Raw genomic sequence first — 16,880 nt, 5'->3', positions numbered from 1 at the left:
GTCCCGAGTCCCGAGTCCCGAGTCCCGAGTCCCGAGTCCCGAGTCCCGAGTCCCGAGTCCCGAGTCCCGAGTCCCGAGTCCCGAAGCGTCCATGCTCATCGAACACGAACCCGCCTTCGTCCTGCACGCGCGCCCCTGGCGCGAGACCAGCCTGCTGGTCGAAGTGCTGAGCGCGCAGTACGGCCGGCTGGGCGTGCTGGCGCGGGGCGTGCAGGGGCCGAAAAACCAGCCGTTGCGCGCGGCGCTGCAGCCGCTGCAGTCGATCCGCTTCAGCGCGCAGCGCCGCGGCGAGCTGGCCCAGCTGCGTGCGGCCGAGGCGGTGGATACGGCGCCGCGCCTGAGCGGGGACGGCATGCTCGCCGGGTTCTACATCAACGAACTGACCCTGCGCCTGGCGCCGCGCGACGATCCTGCGCTGGACCTGTACCTGGCCTACGCACGGGTGCGCGCGCGGCTGGGCGCGGAGGCGCCGCTGGCGTGGACGCTGCGCTGCTTCGAGCGCGACCTGCTGGACGCCCTGGGTGTGGGCTTCGACCTGCGCCACGACGGCGACGGCGAGCCGATCGACCCGGCCGCGCGCTACGTGCTGGACGCCGAACACGGCCCGCGCCGCCTGCTCAGCGACCGCGGCCACGACCAGCGCAGCGGCATGGCCACCGGCCGCGCGCTGCTGGCGCTGGCCGCCGACGAGATGCCGGTGGCCGAAGACCTGCCCGGCCTGCGCCGCGGCATGCGCGTGGTGCTGATGCACCACCTCGGCGGGCGCGGCCTGAAGTCGTGGGAGATGCTGCAGGACCTGACCCGCCAGCGCCGCGACGCGGAAGCCGGGGAACTGCCGCAGGTGCCTGACTCACCGCAAGTAGCTGACCCGCAGGCGCCGAAGACCGATTGAGCCGCGCGCTTGCGCCGGCCGGCTTCCTGCAGGGGGGGCTTCAGCCCCGACCGCCTCTGCAGCATGCCGGCTTGCCACGGCGTCTGTCGCGGCTGAAGCCGCTCCTACACGGGCGTGCGGCAAGTGCGCCGACGCCCCTGCTTTTGCGAATCCCCAATCCCAAATCCCAAATCCCGGCTCAATGCAGCAACGCCGCGACCGCCTCGCTGAACTGGCTGCGCGCCTGCGACGAGGCCGGGTCGCCCTGCAGCTGGCGTACCGCGCGCGCCAGCCGCGCGGCGCCGACGAAGCCGCAGCTGGCCTGCAGCCGGTGCAGGTGGTTGCGCACCGCCTGCTCGTCGCTGAGCTGCAGCGCCGAGGCGACCGCGTCGCGGGTGCCGGGCAACTCGGCCAGGAACAGTTCGCGCAGCGCGATCAGGTGCGAGCGCTCGCCGTTGAGCGCGACCAGGGCGGTGGTCTCGTCCCAGTCCACCGCCGCCTCCACCGCGCCCGGCGCGGTGCCGACGCTGCCACGCGCCAGCAACCGGCGCACCGCCTGCAGCAGGCGTTCGGGACTGAGCGGTTTCAGCAGCACTTCGGCGAAACCGGCGCCGAGCAGGTGGTCGCGGACCGCGCCGCTGGCGTCGGCGGTATGCGCCAGCGCCAGGGTGCCGGGGCGCTGCCGCTGCAGGCGCTGCAGCAGGTCGGCGCCGCTGCCGTCGGGCAGGTTGGCGTCGATCAGCCACAGGTCGTGTTCCTGCGCCTGCGCACTGGCCAGCGCGGAAGCGACGGTGTCGGCCAGATCGACCTGCGCGGGCAGGGATTCCAGCGTCACTTGCAAAAACGTGCGACTGATCGGGTCGTCCTCGACCAGCAAAAGTCGCGTCACAGGGTCCTGGGTCGATGCCATCCTTATGCCTCCATGCGGCCTGGGCGCATCTTAGCGGCTGCGACGATGCGTCGCATCACTTTGCGCCGCCGCCGCCGCGTCCGCAAGCCGGTGCTCCGGGGCCGCCGCCTGGGGCCGCTGGCCGGATCGGCGCAGGCCAGGGCAACCCGAAGCGCCGCGTCCGGGCGCCGATAGGGCGGCGTCGGCGCCCGCGCACCGCAGGGCCGCTCCCCGCGCATCGGCAGGCCCTGGCGCATCTGCGACAATGGCCGCCCTTTTTCGCCCGCAGCCTGCCGCCACGTGGCCCGATCCAGAAAACGCCTAGACCGCACCCCGTTCCAGACCGATATCGTCGACCTCAGCCACGACGGCCGCGGCGTCGCCCGCCCCGAGGGCGAGGGCGGCAAGGTCGCCTTCGTCGCCGGCGCGCTGCCGGGCGAGACCGTCCTCGCCGAACCCACCGCGCGCAACCGCCATTTCGACGAGGCGCGCACCCTGCAGGTGCTGCAGGTCTCGCCGCAGCGGGTCGAACCGCGCTGCCCGCATTTCGGGGTCTGCGCCGGCTGCGTGCTGCAGCACCTGGCCGAGGACCAGCAGATCCTGGCCAAGCAGCGGGTGCTGACCGAGAACCTGGAGCGGATCGGCCACGTGACCCCGCAGACCGTGCTGCCGGCGCTGTCCGGCACGCCCTGGGGCTACCGGCGCAAGGGCCGTTTCTCGGTGCGCCGGGTGGAGAAGAAGGACAAGACCCTGGTCGGCTTCCGCGAGCTCGATCCGCGCTTCGTCGCCGACCTGTCGGTGTGCCACACGGTGATTCCGCAGATCGGCTTCAAGGTGAGCGCGCTGGCCGAACTGGTCGAGAGCCTGGACGGCAAGCGCGACATCCCGCAGATCGAGTTCATCGCCGGCGACGACGCCGTGGCGCTGACCTTCCGCCACATGCAGCCGCTCAGCGCGCGCGACCAGGCGGCGCTGGTGGCGTTCGCCCAGGCCCACGACTTCGCCATCTTCCTGCAGCCCGGCGGCGTGGACAGCGTGCATCCGCTGTACCCGCAGCAGGTGCCGCTGTCGTTCCGCTTGCCGCAGTGGGACGTGGAGCTGGCGTTCCGGCCGCTGGATTTCATCCAGGTCAACGCCTCGCTCAACCAGAAGATGATCGCGCTGGCGCTGACGCTGCTCGACGCGCAGCCCGGCGACCGCGTGCTCGACCTGTTCTGCGGGCTGGGCAACTTCACCCTGCCGCTGGCGCGCACGGTGCGCGAGGTGGTGGGGGTGGAAGGCGATGCGGGGCTGGTGGCGCGGGCGCGCGACAACGCGCAGCGCAACGGCCTGGACAACGCGCAGTTCTTCGCCGCCGATCTGACCCAGGACCAGCGCCAGGCGCCGTGGATGCAGCAGGGCTTCGACAAGCTGCTGCTCGACCCGCCGCGTTCCGGCGCGATCGAGGTGCTGCGGCAGCTGCCGTTGGACAGCTTCCAGCGCATCGTCTATGTCAGCTGCCACCCCGGCTCGCTGGCGCGCGACGCCGGCTACCTGGTCAACGAGCAGGGCTTCGTGCTGAAGGCCGCCGGCGCGATGGACATGTTTCCGCATACCGCGCATGTGGAGAGCATTGCGGTGTTCGAGAAGCCGGGATTGGTGATTGGGGATTAGGGATTCGTTGGGAAGCCGGGATTTGGGATTCGGGAATAGGGATTCGTAACAGCGGCGTCTGCGCGCTGGCTTATGCTTTGACCAATCCCGAATCTCCAATCCCCAATCCCATGGCTATCGAAATCGAACGCAAATTCCTCGTCACCGGCGACGGCTGGCGCGCCGCGGCGCATCGGGTGATCCCGATGGCGCAGGGCTATATCAACGACCAGGCGGCCATGGACAGCGGCGCGCAGAAGGCCTCGGTGCGGGTCCGCCTCCAGGGCGAAGAGGCGTTCCTCAACCTGAAGTCGCGCGAGCTCGGGCACACCCGCCAGGAGTTCGAATATCCGCTGCCGCTGGACGATGCACGCGCGCTGCTGGCGCTGTGCGTGGGTGGCCTGATCGACAAGCGCCGGCACCTGGTGCAGCACCAGGGCCATCTGTGGGAAGTGGACGAGTTCCTCGGCGACAACGCCGGGCTGGTGGTCGCCGAGATCGAGCTGGAGAGCGCGGACGAGGCCTTCGCCAAGCCCGACTGGATCGGGGCCGAAGTCACCGACGATGCGCGCTATTACAACCTGGCGCTGGCTTCGCATCCGTTCTCTCAGTGGCCGGGATTGGGGATTCGAGATTAGGGATTCGCAAAAGCGGGTCAGGTGCGGCGATCGGGTTTATGCTTTTGCGAATCCCCATTCCCGAATCCCGAATCCCCGCTCATGCGCATCGATATCTGGTCCGACGTGGTCTGCCCCTGGTGCTGGATCGGCAAGCGCCGGCTGCAGCAGGGCATCGCGGCGCTTGGCGCGGACGCGCCGGCGCTGGAGATCCACTGGCATCCCTATCTGCTCGATCCCGATGCCGGCACCGAGCCGGTGCCGCTGCGCGAGGCCTATGCAGCCAAGTTCGGCGGTGCCGCGCGCACCGAGCAGATCCTGGCGCAGACCCAGGCCACCGCGCGCGCCGAGGGGCTGCCGTTCGACTTCGATCGCGGCCAGGTGCGGGTGACCACGCTGCCGGCGCACCGGCTGCTGTGGCTGGCGGCGCGCGAAGGCGACGCCGAGGCGGTGGCCGAGGCGCTGTTCCACGCGCATTTCGCCGAGGGGCGCAACCTGGCCGAACCCGGCACGCTGCTCGCGGCTGGCGCCGCCGGCGGGCTGCCCGCGGCGCGCGTGCAGGCGCTGCTGGACGGCGACGAGGGCCTGGCCGAGATTCAGGCGCAGCTGCAACAGGCGCAGGCGATGGGCATCCGCGCGGTGCCGACCTACGTCATCGATGGCCGCCACGCGATCCAGGGCGCGCAGCCGCCGGAGGTGTTCGCCTCGACCTTGCGCGGCCTGCTGCCGGCGGCGCCGGCCGCGGCCCAGGACTGCGGCCCCGACGGCTGCGCCGTCTAGCGGCTGTCGCAGCGCGGCAACCTGGCCGACACACAACGCGGCTCGGCGGCCGCGCGCCGTCGCGGCGGCCTGCCGCCGGCGCCGGCATCTGCGACAATGCCGCCCAGGCGCGCTGAACAGCGCTGGCAGGAGAATCCCCCGCATGCTCGCGATCGGCGTCGCCGGTACCGAACTCACCGCCCAGGAACGCGACTGGCTGCAGCACGATGCCGTCGCCGGCGTGGTCCTGTTCAAGCGCAATTTCGCCTCCAGGGCGCAGCTGGTGGAGCTGACCGCGGCGATCCGCGCCGCGGCGCCGCGGCCGCAGCTGATCTGCGTGGACCAGGAAGGCGGCCGCGTGCAGCGCTTCCGCGAAGGCTATAGCGCCTTGCCGCCGCTGCACGGCTTCGGCGCGCTGTATGCGCGCGATCGCGATGCGGCGCTGGCGCTGGCCGGGCAGCATGCCTGGCTGATGGCCAGCGAGGTCCGCGCCAGCGGCGTGGACCTGAGTTTCGCCCCGGTGGTGGATCTGGCGCGCGGCAACCGCGCGATCGGCGACCGCGCCTTCAGCGACGATCCGCAGGTGGTGGCCGCGTTCACCCGCGCCTACGTGCGCGGCATGCACAGCGTCGGCATGGCCGCCACCCTCAAGCACTTTCCCGGCCACGGCACGGTGCTGGAAGACACCCACATCGACAACGCCGTCGATCCGCGCCCGCTGCAGGAACTGCGCGAGCAGGACCTGGTGCCGTTCGCCGCCGGCATCGCCGCCGGCGCCGACGCGGTGATGATGGCGCACGTGGTCTACCCGCAGGTCGCGCCGGAACCGGCCGGCTATTCGCCGCGCTGGATCCAGCAGATCCTGCGCCAGGAACTGGGCTTCCGCGGCGTGGTGTTCTCCGACGACATCGGCATGGCCGCCTCGTTCGCCGCCGGCGGGGTCGCCGCGCGGGTGTCCGCGCACCTGGACGCCGGCTGCGACGTGGTCCTGGTCTGCCATCCCGAACTGGTCGAAGACTCGCTGCAGGCCGTGCGCGACCGCCCGCTCAATACCGCCGCGCTGCTCGGCCTGATCGGCCGCGGCGCCCTCGGCTGGGACGGCCTGCTCGCCGATGCCCGCTACGGCCACACCCAATCCCACCTGCTCGCAACCCTCGGAAAAACCGCCTGATGTCCACTCTCACCATCGCCCAGGCCCTGGCCCAGGCCGACCTGCTGGTCGATCGTCCGCACCTCGACCAGGCCATCGCGCGCATGGCCGACGCCATCGCCGCCGACTACCGCGGCGAGATCCCGGTCTACCTGACCATCATGCACGGCGCGCTGCCGTTCGCCGGGCAACTGGCGCTGGAACTGGGCGCGCGCGGCCAGGACCTGCAGCTGGATTACCTGCACGCCACCCGCTACCGCGGCGAGACCGTCGGCGGCGAACTGGTGTGGAAGCACCGCCCGGCCACCGCGCTGTACGGGCGCCGCGTGCTGCTGCTCGACGACATCCTCGACGAAGGGCTGACCCTGCTGGCGGTACGCCAGTGGTGCCTGGAACAGGGCGCCACCGACGTGCGCATCGCCGCGCTGACGGTCAAGCGCCACGACCGCCGCGTGGACGACGTCAACGCCGACTACGTGGGCGTGGAAGTGCCCGACCGCTACGTGTTCGGCTTCGGCATGGACGTCAACGAAGGCCTGCGCAACCTGCCGGCGATCTACGCGATGAAGGAATAGGGCGCGACGCCTTTTCCCATCGCGCGCCGGCCGTCGCGGCCGGCGTTCGCGCACGTTCTGATTCGAGGATCCGCATGGACAACATCGCACTGGCCGTGATCGGCGGCACCGGCGTCTACAAACTCGCACAACTGGACGACGTGGAGACCCGCCAGGTCGACACCCGCTACGGCAGTCCGTCCGGCCCGGTGCGCATCGGCACGCTGCTCGGTCACCGGGTCGCGTTCCTGGCCCGGCACGGCGAGGGCCATTCGCTGCCGCCGCACAAGATCAACTACCGCGCAAACCTTGCGGCACTGCAGCAAGTCGGCGCCACGCGGGTGCTCGCGCTCAACACCGTCGGCGGCATCGGCGAGCGCTTCGGCCCGCGCGTGCTGGCCTGCCCGGACCAGTTGATCGACTACACCTGGGGCCGCGTCTCCACGCTCAGCGAGGAGCCGGGCAGCGAGGTGCTGCACGTGGATTTCGGCCATCCGTATTCGCCGATGCTGCGCAGCAAGGTGCTGGCCGCCGCGCGCGTGACCGGTGCCGAGGTGGTCGATGGCGGCTGCTACGGCGCGACCCAGGGACCGCGACTGGAAACGATTGCAGAGATCGCCCGGCTGCGCCGCGACGGCTGCGACCTGGTCGGCATGACCGGCATGCCGGAAGCGGGCCTGGCGCGCGAATTGGGCCTGGAATACGTGTGTCTGGCGATCGTGGCGAACTGGGCCGCGGGCTGCGGCGACGCGCAGGAAATCACCCTGGCCGAGGTGCTGGCGAATGTGGAGGCGGCGTCGGCGGGGTTGCCGGAGCTGATCGGCGAACTGGCGCGCGGGTGATTGTCTTCGTTGCCCAAGCTTTGCATACTCCGCCGGTGCGGGCTGCCGCACAACCACCACCCATTCATTGCACAAGGTCTCGCATCACCATGCCGAACGGTACCGTCAAGTGGTTCAACGACGCCAAGGGATTTGGCTTTATTTCACCGGAAGACGGCAGCGCCGATGTATTCGCGCACTTCTCCGCGATCAATTCCAAGGGCTTCCGCAGCCTGCAGGAAGGACAGCGTGTCAGCTATGACGTGACCCAGGGTCCGAAGGGCGCGCAGGCCTCCAATATTACGCCTGTCGAGTAAATCGCTTGCTCGGCTGAGCTGTTTTTGAGCCCCGCTTCGGCGGGGTTTTTTATGGATGGCGATACCGCTGCGGTGTCGCCCGCAATCAGTGGATGCGATGAAGCAACGGATGCAGATCGGCATCGTCGGCTACGGCACGGCGGGCCAGGCCCTGGCGCTGCTGCTGGCGCGCGACGGCCATCGGGTGCAGGTGTTCGAGCGCGCGCCGCAGCCGGGTCCGGTCGGCGCCGGGTTCCTGCTGCAGCCGACCGGGCTGCAGGTGCTGTGGCGGATCGGCCTGCTCGAGCAGGCGCTGGCGCATGGCGCGCCGGTGCGCCGCCTGTACGGCGAGACGCCGTGCGGCCGCGCGGTGATGGACATGCGCTACCGCGACCTGGACACGCGCCTGTTCGGGCTGGGCATGCAGCGCGGCGCGCTGTTCTCGCTGCTGGCGCAGGCATGGGATGGTTATGCCGAGCTGCAGCGCGACACGCGCATCGTCGCCATCGACGACGGCCTGCGCCGGGTGCAGGACCAGCACGGGCGCTGGCATGGTCCGTTCGACCTGGTGATCGCCAGCGACGGTTCGGCCTCGGCGTTGCGCGCGCAGGTGCAGGGCACGCGCCTGGACCGGGTCTATCCGTGGGGCGCGCTGTGGTGCCTGCTGCCGCGCGGCGACTGGGCCTTCGCCGACGAACTGCGCCAGCGCTACGTGGCCGCGCGGAAGATGATCGGGCTGCTGCCGGTCGGTACCCGGCCGGACGATCCCGAGCCGCGCATGAGTTTCTTCTGGAGCCTGCCCACCGCCGATTTCGACGCCTGGCAGGCGCGCGGCATGGACGCGTGGCTGGACGAGGTCGCGCAGCTGTGGCCGCAGGCGCGCGAGCGCCTGGCGCAGGTGTGCGCACCGGCGCAGCTGGCGCGGGCCAGTTATCGCGATGCGGTGCAGCAGCGCTGGTACCGCGGCCGCCTGGTGCTGGCCGGCGACGCGGCGCATTCGATGAGCCCGCAGCTGGGGCAGGGCGTCAACATGGCGCTGATGGATGCGTGGGTGTTGAGCGAAGCCCTGCGCGAAGCGCCGGACCTGGACGCGGCGCTGGCGCGCTACCAGGCGCAGCGCCATGCGCACGTGGCGGTGTACCAGTTCTGGAGCCGCTGGCTGACCCCGCTGTTCCAGTCCGAACGCGACCTGGTGGCGCGCGTGCGCGACCTCGGCATGCTCCCGGCCGGGCGTATGCCCGGCGGGCGCGGACACATGCTGCGCGTGCTCAGTGGCACCCAGCACGGCTGGTTCGGCAAGCTGCCGCTGGAACCTGGATTTTTGCAGGCGCTGGCGGAGACGGCGGCAGTGCCACGGATTGCGGCGGCGCAGGCGCAGGGCGAACAGGTGCAGTGAGCCAGTGCGTTCGTGCAGGTGGCGAACGACGTCGTTTCTGCGATCGGCCGGCCTGTTGCGATGCCGCGGCGCCAGCGCTTTTTTGTGGGAGGGACTTCAGTCCCGACGCGCTACCGATAACGCGTCGGGACTGAAGTCCCTCCCACAGGGGGCGATCGGCGTATCCGGGGGCCGCGCTATTTCATTGCCGCCGGCAACGCCAGCGTCGCGCCTTCGACGCAGGCGACCAGGCGTTCGCCCGCATCCAGCACCGGCGCCACGCCGGCGGTGAACTGCGAGAACGCGGGCAGCACGGTCATCCGTTCGCGCAGCCAGAAGGCTGGCCAGCGTTGGCGCATGCCGGGCAGCTTCGCCAGCGGATGCAGGTGCCCGCACAGCACGTGCAGCTGCGCGTGCGGCGCCGGATCGTGGCGCAGCGCGAACGGGCCGTCCTCGACCTGTTCGCCGAGCAGCGCGATGTCCAATCCGGCGCCGGCCAGCGCGCGGTCGTGGTTGCCGGCGATCGCGGCCACGCGCAGCTGCGGATGCGCGGCGCGCCAGGCGTGCCAGTCGTGTTGCCAGGCGGCCGCGGGCGCGGCGCCGTGCAGCACGTCGCCGAGGATCCACAGGTCCTGCACCGCCTGCACCTGCACCAGCGCAGCGAGGCGTTGCAGGTCGAGCGCGGTGCCGCCACTGGGCAGGCCGATGCCGGCGCGGCGGAACACGTCGGCCTTGCCCAGGTGCAGGTCGGCGATCAGCAGCCGCCGGCGCGCCGGCCAGTACAGCGCGCGTTCGCCGAGCAGGATCATCGGCTCGTCCGCCAGGCGCCAGTCCAGTTCAGCGCGCATGGCGTTGTTCCAGCTGCGCGGCCGCGCGCGTCACCCGCGCCTTCCAGTCCTCGGTGCTGAGCTGGCCGCGGATGCTCTCGGCCCACAGCGGAAACGACAGTGGCGTCAGGCTGCGCGGCGTGTACACGGCCAGTTCGCGCGCGGCGCAGTCGTGCAGGGTGGCGGCGAGCCGGGTCAGTTCCATCTCGCCCTGCAGCACTTCGCGTTCGGCCTGCGCCAGCAGCAGATGCCCGGGATCGAAGCGGCTCAGCACGTCGTACAGCAGGCCGCTGGAGGCCTGCAGCTGGCGCAGGCTGCGCGGCGTGCCGCCGGGCAGGCTCGGCGGCAGCAGGCCGGACACGCGCGCGATCTCGCGGAACTGGCGCCGCGCCAGTTCGCCCAGGTTGAGGCTTTCGCGCAGGTCCTCGAACAGGCGGTCGGGGCTGAGCAGTTCGCGCAGCAGGGCTGCGTCGGTGGCCACTTCCTGCGCCGGCGACAGCACCAGCCCGTAGTCGTTGGCGGCGAAGCTGAAAGTGTTGCGCTGGCGCCGGCCCCAGCGCAGCGCCAGCAGCGCGGCCAGGCCTTCGTGCACCTGACGCCCGGCGAACGGGTAGACGAACACGTGGCGGCCGTCGCGGGCGCGCACGCTTTCCACCAGCAGCCGCTGCGGCGACGGCAGCGCCGACAGCGCGCGCTGCAGGCCGAGCAGCGGCACCAATGCGCGCAGTTCCTCCTCGCCGCGCGGCTCGGCGAAGACGGCTTCCACTTCATGCGCCAGCGCCGAGGACAGCGGCATGCGCCCGCCCATCCATTTCGGCACGCTGCCGTCGCCGCCCTTGGCCAGGCGCACGTAGGCGGTCATGTCTTCCAGCCGCACCAGTTCCAGCAGGCGCCCGGCAAACTGGAAGCGGTCGCCGCGGCGCAGGCGGCCGACGAACTGCTCTTCCACCGCGCCGAGCCGGCCGCCGCGCAGGAAACGCACCGCGACGCTGCCGTCGCTGGTGATGGTGCCGATCGACAGCCGGTGGCGCAGCGCGATGCGGCGGTCGTGCACGCGGTACACGCCGTCCTCGTCCAGAACGACCTTGCGGTAGTCCGGGTACTGCGCCAGCGCGCGGCCGCCCTGCACGACGAAATCCAGCACCGCGGCCCAGGTCGGCGCATCGAGCGCGGCGAACGCGGCGCTGCCGCGGACTTCGGCGAACAGCGCGTCGGCGCGGAAGCCGCCGCCCAGCGCGCAGGTCACGCAATGCTGCGCCAGCACGTCCAGCGACAGCCGCGGGGACGGGCGCGATTCGATGCGGCCGTGGGCGATGGCGCGGCGCGCGGCGGCGTACTCGACCAGCTCCAGCGCATGCGAGGGCACGCACAGCACGTGGCCGGCCTCGCCGGGGCGGTGCTTGGCGCGGCCGGCGCGCTGCAGCAGCCGCGCCACGCCCTTCGGACTGCCGATCTGCAGCACCTGGTCGACCGCGGGAAAATCCACGCCCAGGTCCAGGCTCGAGGTCGCGACCACGCAGCGCAGGCTGCCGTCGCGCAGGCCTTGCTCGGCGGCGCGGCGCAGCGCCGGGTCCAGCGAGCCGTGGTGCAGGGCCAGGCTCTGCGCGTCCTCGGGCCATACCGATTCCAGCGCCTGGTGCCACAGTTCGGCCTGCGCGCGGGTGTTGGTGAACAGCAGGCTGGTGCGCACCGCGAACAGTTTTTCCAGCACCCGCGGCAACTGCGCCAGGCCCAGGTGGCCGGCCCAGGGGAAGCGCTCGCCGCTGGCCGGGGTCAGCGTTTCCAGGGTCAGTGTGCGCGGCTTGACCCCGGCCACGATCGGCGCATCCGCCACATGCGGGAGCAGCACGTCGCGGGCTTCGTCGAGGTTGCCGAGCGTGGCCGACAGCCCCCAGGTACGCAGCGCCGGCGCCCACGCGCGCAGCCGCGCCAGGCACAGCTGCAGCAGCACGCCGCGCTTGTTGCCGAGCAGCTCGTGCCATTCGTCGACGATCACGCAGCGCAGCGTCGCCAGCTGCGGCGCGGTGTCCGGATAGGACAGCAGCAGCGCCAGCGATTCGGGCGTGGTCACCAGCACGTCGAGCTTGCCGCTGCGCGCCAGGCGCTTGTCGCGCGCGCTGGCATCGCCGGTGCGCAGGCCGATCTGCCAGTCCAGGCCCAGCGCTTCCGCCGGTTCGCGCAACGCGCGCAAGGTGTCGGCGGCGAGCGCGCGCAGCGGGGTGATCCACAGCACTTTCAGGTCGCGCTGCGCCTGCCTGCGCGACCTCGATGCCGATGCGGTCTTGTCGGCAGCGGCTGCCTTGGCGCGGCGTGGCCGCTTGTCTGCCGCCGTCTGCAGCGCGGCCTGTTCGCGCAGGCCTTCCAGCAGCGGGCCGCCGAACGCGGCCAGCGTCTTGCCGCTGCCGGTGGGCGTGTGCAGCAGGCCCGAGCCGCCGTCCAGGTAGTGCCGCCAAAGTGCGCGCTGGAATGGCAGCGGTTGCCAGCCTTGCGCGGCGAACCATGCGTACAGCGGCACATCGGCCGGGCGCTTGCGCGCCTGCGCCGCGGTCATCGCGCCAGCGCCTGCAGCGTGGCCAGCCGGTCGGCTTCGGCGAACGGCTTGTCGTGGCGCCAGCGCAGGATGCGCGGGAACCGCACCGCGATGCCGGACTTGTGCCGGCTGCTCTTGTTCACCGCCTCGAAGCCGAGTTCGAACACGTGGTACGGCGTCACCGCGCGCACCGGGCCGAAGCGCTCGGTGGTGTGCGCGCGGATCCAGCGGTCCAAGGCCAGGATCTCGCTGTCGTCCAGGCCCGAATACGCCTTGGCCACGGGCACCAGTTGTTCGCCGTCCCACAACCCGAACGTGTAGTCGGTGTACAGCGTGCTGCGGCGGCCGTGACCGGCCTGCGCGTACAGCAGCACCGCGTCGATGGTCAGCGGTTCGATCTTCCACTTCCACCAGTCGCCGCGGCGGCGCCCGGATTGGTAGGGCGACGCGGCGCGCTTGAGCATCAGCCCTTCCACGCCGCGCTCGCGCGAATCCTCGCGCAGCGTTGCGGCGTCTTCCCACGAAGCGGCCTGTACCTGCGGCGACAGCACGATGCGCGGATCGGCGTGCGCAGCGAGCAAGGCCTGCAGCTGCGCGCGGCGCTGCGCCAGCGGCTGCTCGCGCAGGTCGATGCCGTCCAGCTCCAGCAGGTCGTAGGCGAGCACCCGCGCCGGCGTGTCGGCCAGCGTCTTGGCGCCGGGCTTGCGGCGCTGGATGCGGGTCTGCAGCGCGGTGAACGGCAACGGTGCGGTGTCGCCGTCGCGCCAGCCCAGCAGTTCGCCGTCGATCACCGCATCGCGTGGCAGCGTGGCCGCGGCGGTCTCGATCTCGGGGAAGCGGCCGTCCAGGCGTTCCTCGCCGCGCGACCACAGCGCCGTCTCGCCGGCGCGGCGGATCAACTGCAGGCGGATGCCGTCCCACTTCCATTCCAGTTGCCAGTCGTCGATCGTGCCCAGCGTGGCCACGTCGTTTTCCAGCGGGGAGGCCAGGAAGAATGGATAGGGCTGCTGGCGGTCGCTGGCCAGCACCTCGTGCGACAACAGGTCTTCCAGCGCGGCCGGGGTCGGCGACCACGCGCCGAGCATGCGCTGGGCGATGCGCGCGATGTCGATCCCCGACATCGCCGCCAGCGCCTGCTGCACCAGCCGCTGCGACACGCCCACGCGCAGCGCGCCGGTGAGCAGCTTGTTGAACAGCAGGCGTTCGTCGAACGCCAGGCTGCGCCAGCCGGCGAGCACCGCGGCGTGGCGCGCGGCCTCGTCCTGCGCGGCGACCGGCAGCAGGCGTTCCTCGATCCAGTCGCGCAGCGGCGCCGGATCGGAGGCTGCGGCCGGATCGTCGAGCAACAGGGTCAGGGTTTCGGCGAGGTCGCCGACGTGGTCGTAGCTGTCGTCGACCAGCCAGCCGGGCAGGCCGCTTTCCTGCGCGATCCACTCGCGCAGTTCGCGGGTATTGGCGATGCGCCGCAGCTTGCCGCCGCTCAGCAGCCAGATCGCCCATGCCGCGTCAGCCGGCGGCGCCTGTTCGAAATACGCGACCAGCGCGGCGCGCTTGTCCAGCGTCGCGGTGCTCTGGTCCAGCTGCCGGTACAGCGCGGCGAAGCGCTTCATTCCTCGGCACCGTAGTCGGTGCGGAACGCCTCGGCGGCGACGCCGCGTTCGTTCAAGGCGCGGATGATGGCGTCGGTGTTGCCGTGGGTGGCGATGACCCGTCGCGCGCCGGTTTCCTCGATGGTGCGCAGCAGGTCCGGCCAATCGGCATGGTCGGAGACCACGAAGCCGCGGTCGTAGTTGCGCCGGCGACGGTTGCCGCGCAGCCGCATCCAGCCCGAGGCGAAGCCGAGCTGCGCATGGCGGAAGCGGCGCAGCCACGGGCTGCCTGCGGCCGACGGCGGCGCCAGCACCAGCTGCCCGGCGTAGTCGGCGCGCTTGTCCATGTCGGCTACCGGGTGCGTGTCCAGCATCGCGATGCCGGCGTCGCGGTACACCGCCACACCGGCGGCGACCGCGCCATGCAGCAATGCCGGCTGGTCGTCCCACGGCTGCAGCTCGGCCAGCACCCGTTGCGCCTTGCCCAGCGCATAACAGAACAGCACCGCGGCCTCGCCGCGCGCGGCGCATTCGTGGCGCCAGGCGACGATCTCGCGCGCCACCGCGGCGGTGTCCGGCCAGCGGTACACCGGCAGGCCGAAGGTGGCCTCGGTGATGAAGGTGTCGCAGCGCACCACCTCGAACGCCGCGCAGGTCGGGTCGGGCTGGCGTTTGTAGTCGCCCGAGGCCACCCACACTTCGCCGTCCACGTCGATGCGCACCTGCGCCGAGCCGAGCACGTGCCCGGCCGGATGCAGCGACACCGTTGCTGCGCCCAGCGCGAAGCGTTCGCCGTAGTCGTAGGCCCGGTAGGCCTGGTCGCCGAGGCGCCAGCGCAGGATCGGCAGGCCGGCGGCGGCGCAGTGGTATTCGCCCATGCCGGCGCGCGCGTGGTCGCCGTGGCCATGGGTGATGACCGCGCGCGGCACCGGCCGCCAGGGATCGATGTGGAAGTCGCCGGCGGGGCAGTACAGCCCTTCCGGGCGCAGCACCACCAGGTCCTGGGAGGCGGGATTCGGCATGCCCGCCACTGTGTCCAACGCGGTGTGCAGGAGATGAGAATCCAGGCTGAGCGATTCACCGTGCGCGCGCGAATCGGCCACAATGCGGGACGCGCTTCTGGGAGGAAGATGGATGCAACCGGACCTGCCCGCCTTCGCCACGCACGTGGTCGACAACCAGCCGCCGCCGTTCGAGCCGCGCGATCTTTGGGCCGACGATGCGGTGCTGCACGCCGCGGTCGCGCGCGAGGGCGGCGAGGCATTCGCCGCGCAGCTGGCGCAGTACGGCGCGCTGGCCGGCGACACCCTGTACCGGCTCGGCTTCGACGCCAATCGCGACCGCCCGCGGCTGCGCACGCACGACCGCTACGGCCACCGTATCGACACGGTCGAATTCCATCCGGCCTACCACCAGCTGCTGGAGGCGGCCAAGACCCACGGCGTGGCCGGTCTGTCCTGGCACGTGCCGCGGCCGGGCGCGCACGTGGCGCGGGCGGCGCTGAGTTACCTGCATCACCAGGCCGAGGCCGGCACCAGCTGTCCGTTGACGATGACTCATGCCGCGGTCGCGGTGCTGCGCCAGGAACCGGCGCTGCGCGATTGGGCGCACAAGGCCGCCGCGCCGCACTACGACCCGCGCGACGTGCCGATCGCCGACAAGGCCGGCATCACGCTGGGCATGGGCATGACCGAGAAGCAGGGCGGCTCGGACGTGCGCAGCAACGCCACGGTCGCCACGCCGCTGGGCGCCGACGGCGCGTACGCGCTGGTCGGGCACAAGTGGTTCTTCTCCGCGCCGATGTCCGACGGTTTTCTGGTGCTGGCGCAGGCGCCGGGTGGGTTGAGTTGCTTCCTGCTGCCGCGGCGCCTGCCCGACGGCCGGCTCAACGCGCTGCGGCTGATGCGGTTGAAGGACAAGCTCGGCGACTGGTCGAACGCGTCCAGCGAAGTCGAATTCGCCGGCGCCTGGGCGCAGCGCATCGGCGCGGAAGGACGCGGCGTGGCGCGCATCATCGGCATGGTGATGCTGACCCGGCTGGACTGCATGCTTGCCGCTGCCGCGCAGATGCGCATGGCGCTGGCACAGGCGCTGCATCACGCGCGGCATCGCGTCGCGTTCGGCAAGCGCCTGGTCGAGCAGCCGCTGATGCGCAACGTGCTCGCCGACCTGGCGCTCGAATCGGAGGCGGCCACCGCGTTCGCCATGCGCGTGGCGCGCGCGGTGGATGCGGCCGAACGCGATCCGGCCGCAGCCGCGTTCGCGCGCATCGCCACCGCGCTGGGCAAGTACTGGTTGTGCAAGCGCGCGCCGGCCTTCGTCAACGAAGCGCAGGAATGTCTTGGCGGTGCGGGTTATGTCGAGGAATCGATTTTGCCGCGGCTGTACCGGCAGGCGCCGCTGAATTCGATCTGGGAAGGTAGCGGCAACATCCAGTGCCTGGACGTGCTGCGTGCGCTGGCGCGCGAGCCGGCCAGCGCGGCGGCGCTGCTTGCCGAGTTGGAGTCCGCGGCGGGTGCGAGCCCGGAGTACGACAAGGCGCTGGATGCGTTGCGCGCGCCGCTGGCCGGCAATGGCGAGGTGGACGAATACGCCGCGCGCCGCATCAGCGAACGCATCGCGCTGGCGTTGCAGGCTGCGCTGCTGTTGCGCAGCGCCAGCCCTGCCGCCGATGCGTTCGTGCGCAGTCGCCTGGCCGGCGCGCACGGGCTGGCATTCGGGACGCTGGACGCGGATGTGCCGGTGGACGAGCTGTTGGCGCGGGTGTTGCCCTGACGGGTGGACAAGGCAGCGGGCGCCGGACCCTCACCCCAACCCCTCTCCCGATGGGAGAGGGGCTAGTCGGCTGTTCCTTCTCCCATCGGGACCATGGCCCCCTTTTCGGGGGAAGGTGCCCCGCAGGGGCGGATGAGGGTGCGGGCGCAGCCCCGTGCGCCCGAACTCCGCGAGTCGCTTCGCGCCGGACCCTCA

At 71.6% G+C, this 16,880-nt stretch carries 15 protein-coding genes; 10 read left to right on the top strand and 5 right to left on the bottom strand.

From position 1 onward, the window contains the following. Window positions 1-91 precede the first annotated feature (91 nt). The gene (gene recO, locus JR064_RS02695) at window positions 92-892 is read left to right on the top strand and encodes a DNA repair protein RecO (RefSeq protein ID WP_206228706.1); all 801 of its coding nucleotides are present in this window, start codon (window positions 92-94) and stop codon (window positions 890-892) included. Window positions 893-1,070: 178 nt separating this feature from the next. Here recO and JR064_RS02690 read toward each other — a convergent pair whose 3' ends face one another. Next, the gene (locus JR064_RS02690; protein WP_206228705.1) at window positions 1,071-1,781 is read right to left on the bottom strand and encodes a response regulator transcription factor; all 711 of its coding nucleotides are present in this window, start codon (window positions 1,779-1,781) and stop codon (window positions 1,071-1,073) included. Between the two features lie 279 nt (window positions 1,782-2,060). On the opposite strand from JR064_RS02690, the gene rlmD reads away from it, so the two are divergent. From rlmD to JR064_RS02650, 8 genes are all read left to right on the top strand, one after another. Beyond that, window positions 2,061-3,413, top strand: a complete 1,353-nt coding sequence (gene rlmD, locus JR064_RS02685; protein WP_206228704.1) for a 23S rRNA (uracil(1939)-C(5))-methyltransferase RlmD — start codon at window positions 2,061-2,063, stop codon at window positions 3,411-3,413. 110 nt (window positions 3,414-3,523) lie between these two features. Next, window positions 3,524-4,030 (top strand): CYTH domain-containing protein, encoded by a 507-nt coding sequence (locus JR064_RS02680; protein ID WP_206228703.1) that lies wholly within the window; start codon window positions 3,524-3,526, stop codon window positions 4,028-4,030. A gap of 81 nt (window positions 4,031-4,111) precedes the next feature. Continuing rightward, window positions 4,112-4,789 carry a DsbA family oxidoreductase gene (locus JR064_RS02675; RefSeq protein ID WP_206228702.1) on the top strand — a complete coding sequence of 226 codons (678 nt, stop codon included), beginning with the start codon at window positions 4,112-4,114 and terminating at the stop codon, window positions 4,787-4,789. 142 nt (window positions 4,790-4,931) lie between these two features. Further along, window positions 4,932-5,939: a beta-N-acetylhexosaminidase gene (gene nagZ, locus JR064_RS02670; RefSeq protein ID WP_206228701.1), complete on the top strand. Its 1,008-nt coding sequence runs from the start codon at window positions 4,932-4,934 to the stop codon at window positions 5,937-5,939. Continuing rightward, complete coding sequence (locus JR064_RS02665) at window positions 5,939-6,493, top strand: hypoxanthine-guanine phosphoribosyltransferase (RefSeq protein ID WP_179563691.1); 555 nt, start codon at window positions 5,939-5,941, stop codon at window positions 6,491-6,493. Before nagZ ends, JR064_RS02665 begins: the two co-directional genes overlap by 1 nt. Before the next feature lie 74 nt (window positions 6,494-6,567). Then, a complete protein-coding gene (locus tag JR064_RS02660) occupies window positions 6,568-7,314 on the top strand; it encodes an S-methyl-5'-thioinosine phosphorylase (RefSeq protein ID WP_218847965.1) in 747 nt (248 codons plus the stop codon). Between the two features lie 89 nt (window positions 7,315-7,403). Continuing rightward, a complete protein-coding gene (gene cspE, locus JR064_RS02655; RefSeq protein ID WP_003488188.1) occupies window positions 7,404-7,610 on the top strand; it encodes a transcription antiterminator/RNA stability regulator CspE in 207 nt (68 codons plus the stop codon). A gap of 97 nt (window positions 7,611-7,707) precedes the next feature. Beyond that, entirely contained in the window at window positions 7,708-8,985 is a 1,278-nt protein-coding gene (locus tag JR064_RS02650; RefSeq protein ID WP_206228700.1) for an FAD-dependent oxidoreductase, read from the top strand. 176 nt (window positions 8,986-9,161) lie between these two features. Here the strand turns inward: JR064_RS02650 and pdeM are convergent, their stop codons facing one another. The 4 genes from pdeM to JR064_RS02630 are packed head-to-tail and all read right to left on the bottom strand — an operon-like array spanning window position 9,162 to window position 14,932. Next, window positions 9,162-9,812: a ligase-associated DNA damage response endonuclease PdeM gene (pdeM, locus tag JR064_RS02645; protein WP_206228699.1), complete on the bottom strand. Its 651-nt coding sequence runs from the start codon at window positions 9,810-9,812 to the stop codon at window positions 9,162-9,164. Next, window positions 9,802-12,342, bottom strand: coding sequence for a ligase-associated DNA damage response DEXH box helicase (locus tag JR064_RS02640; RefSeq protein WP_206228698.1), 2,541 nt, complete (start codon window positions 12,340-12,342; stop codon window positions 9,802-9,804). The genes pdeM and JR064_RS02640 overlap by 11 nt, the downstream gene beginning before the upstream one ends. Further along, a complete protein-coding gene (locus JR064_RS02635; protein ID WP_206228697.1) occupies window positions 12,339-13,931 on the bottom strand; it encodes an ATP-dependent DNA ligase in 1,593 nt (530 codons plus the stop codon). Before JR064_RS02635 ends, JR064_RS02640 begins: the two co-directional genes overlap by 4 nt. Next, entirely contained in the window at window positions 13,928-14,932 is a 1,005-nt protein-coding gene (locus JR064_RS02630) for a ligase-associated DNA damage response exonuclease (protein ID WP_191824820.1), read from the bottom strand. Before JR064_RS02630 ends, JR064_RS02635 begins: the two co-directional genes overlap by 4 nt. A 112-nt stretch (window positions 14,933-15,044) precedes the next feature. On the opposite strand from JR064_RS02630, the gene JR064_RS02625 reads away from it, so the two are divergent. Further along, on the top strand, window positions 15,045-16,685 hold the full coding sequence (locus tag JR064_RS02625) for an acyl-CoA dehydrogenase family protein (RefSeq protein ID WP_206228696.1): 1,641 nt from the start codon (window positions 15,045-15,047) through the stop codon (window positions 16,683-16,685). Window positions 16,686-16,880 lie beyond the last annotated feature (195 nt).

It is taken from the genome of Xanthomonas bonasiae (assembly GCF_017163705.1).
GTDB classification, from domain to species: Bacteria; Pseudomonadota; Gammaproteobacteria; order Xanthomonadales; family Xanthomonadaceae; genus Xanthomonas_A; species Xanthomonas_A bonasiae.
The sequence above is the reverse complement of the archived record's forward strand: the minus strand, read 5'-3'. Positions and strand labels throughout refer to the sequence as shown.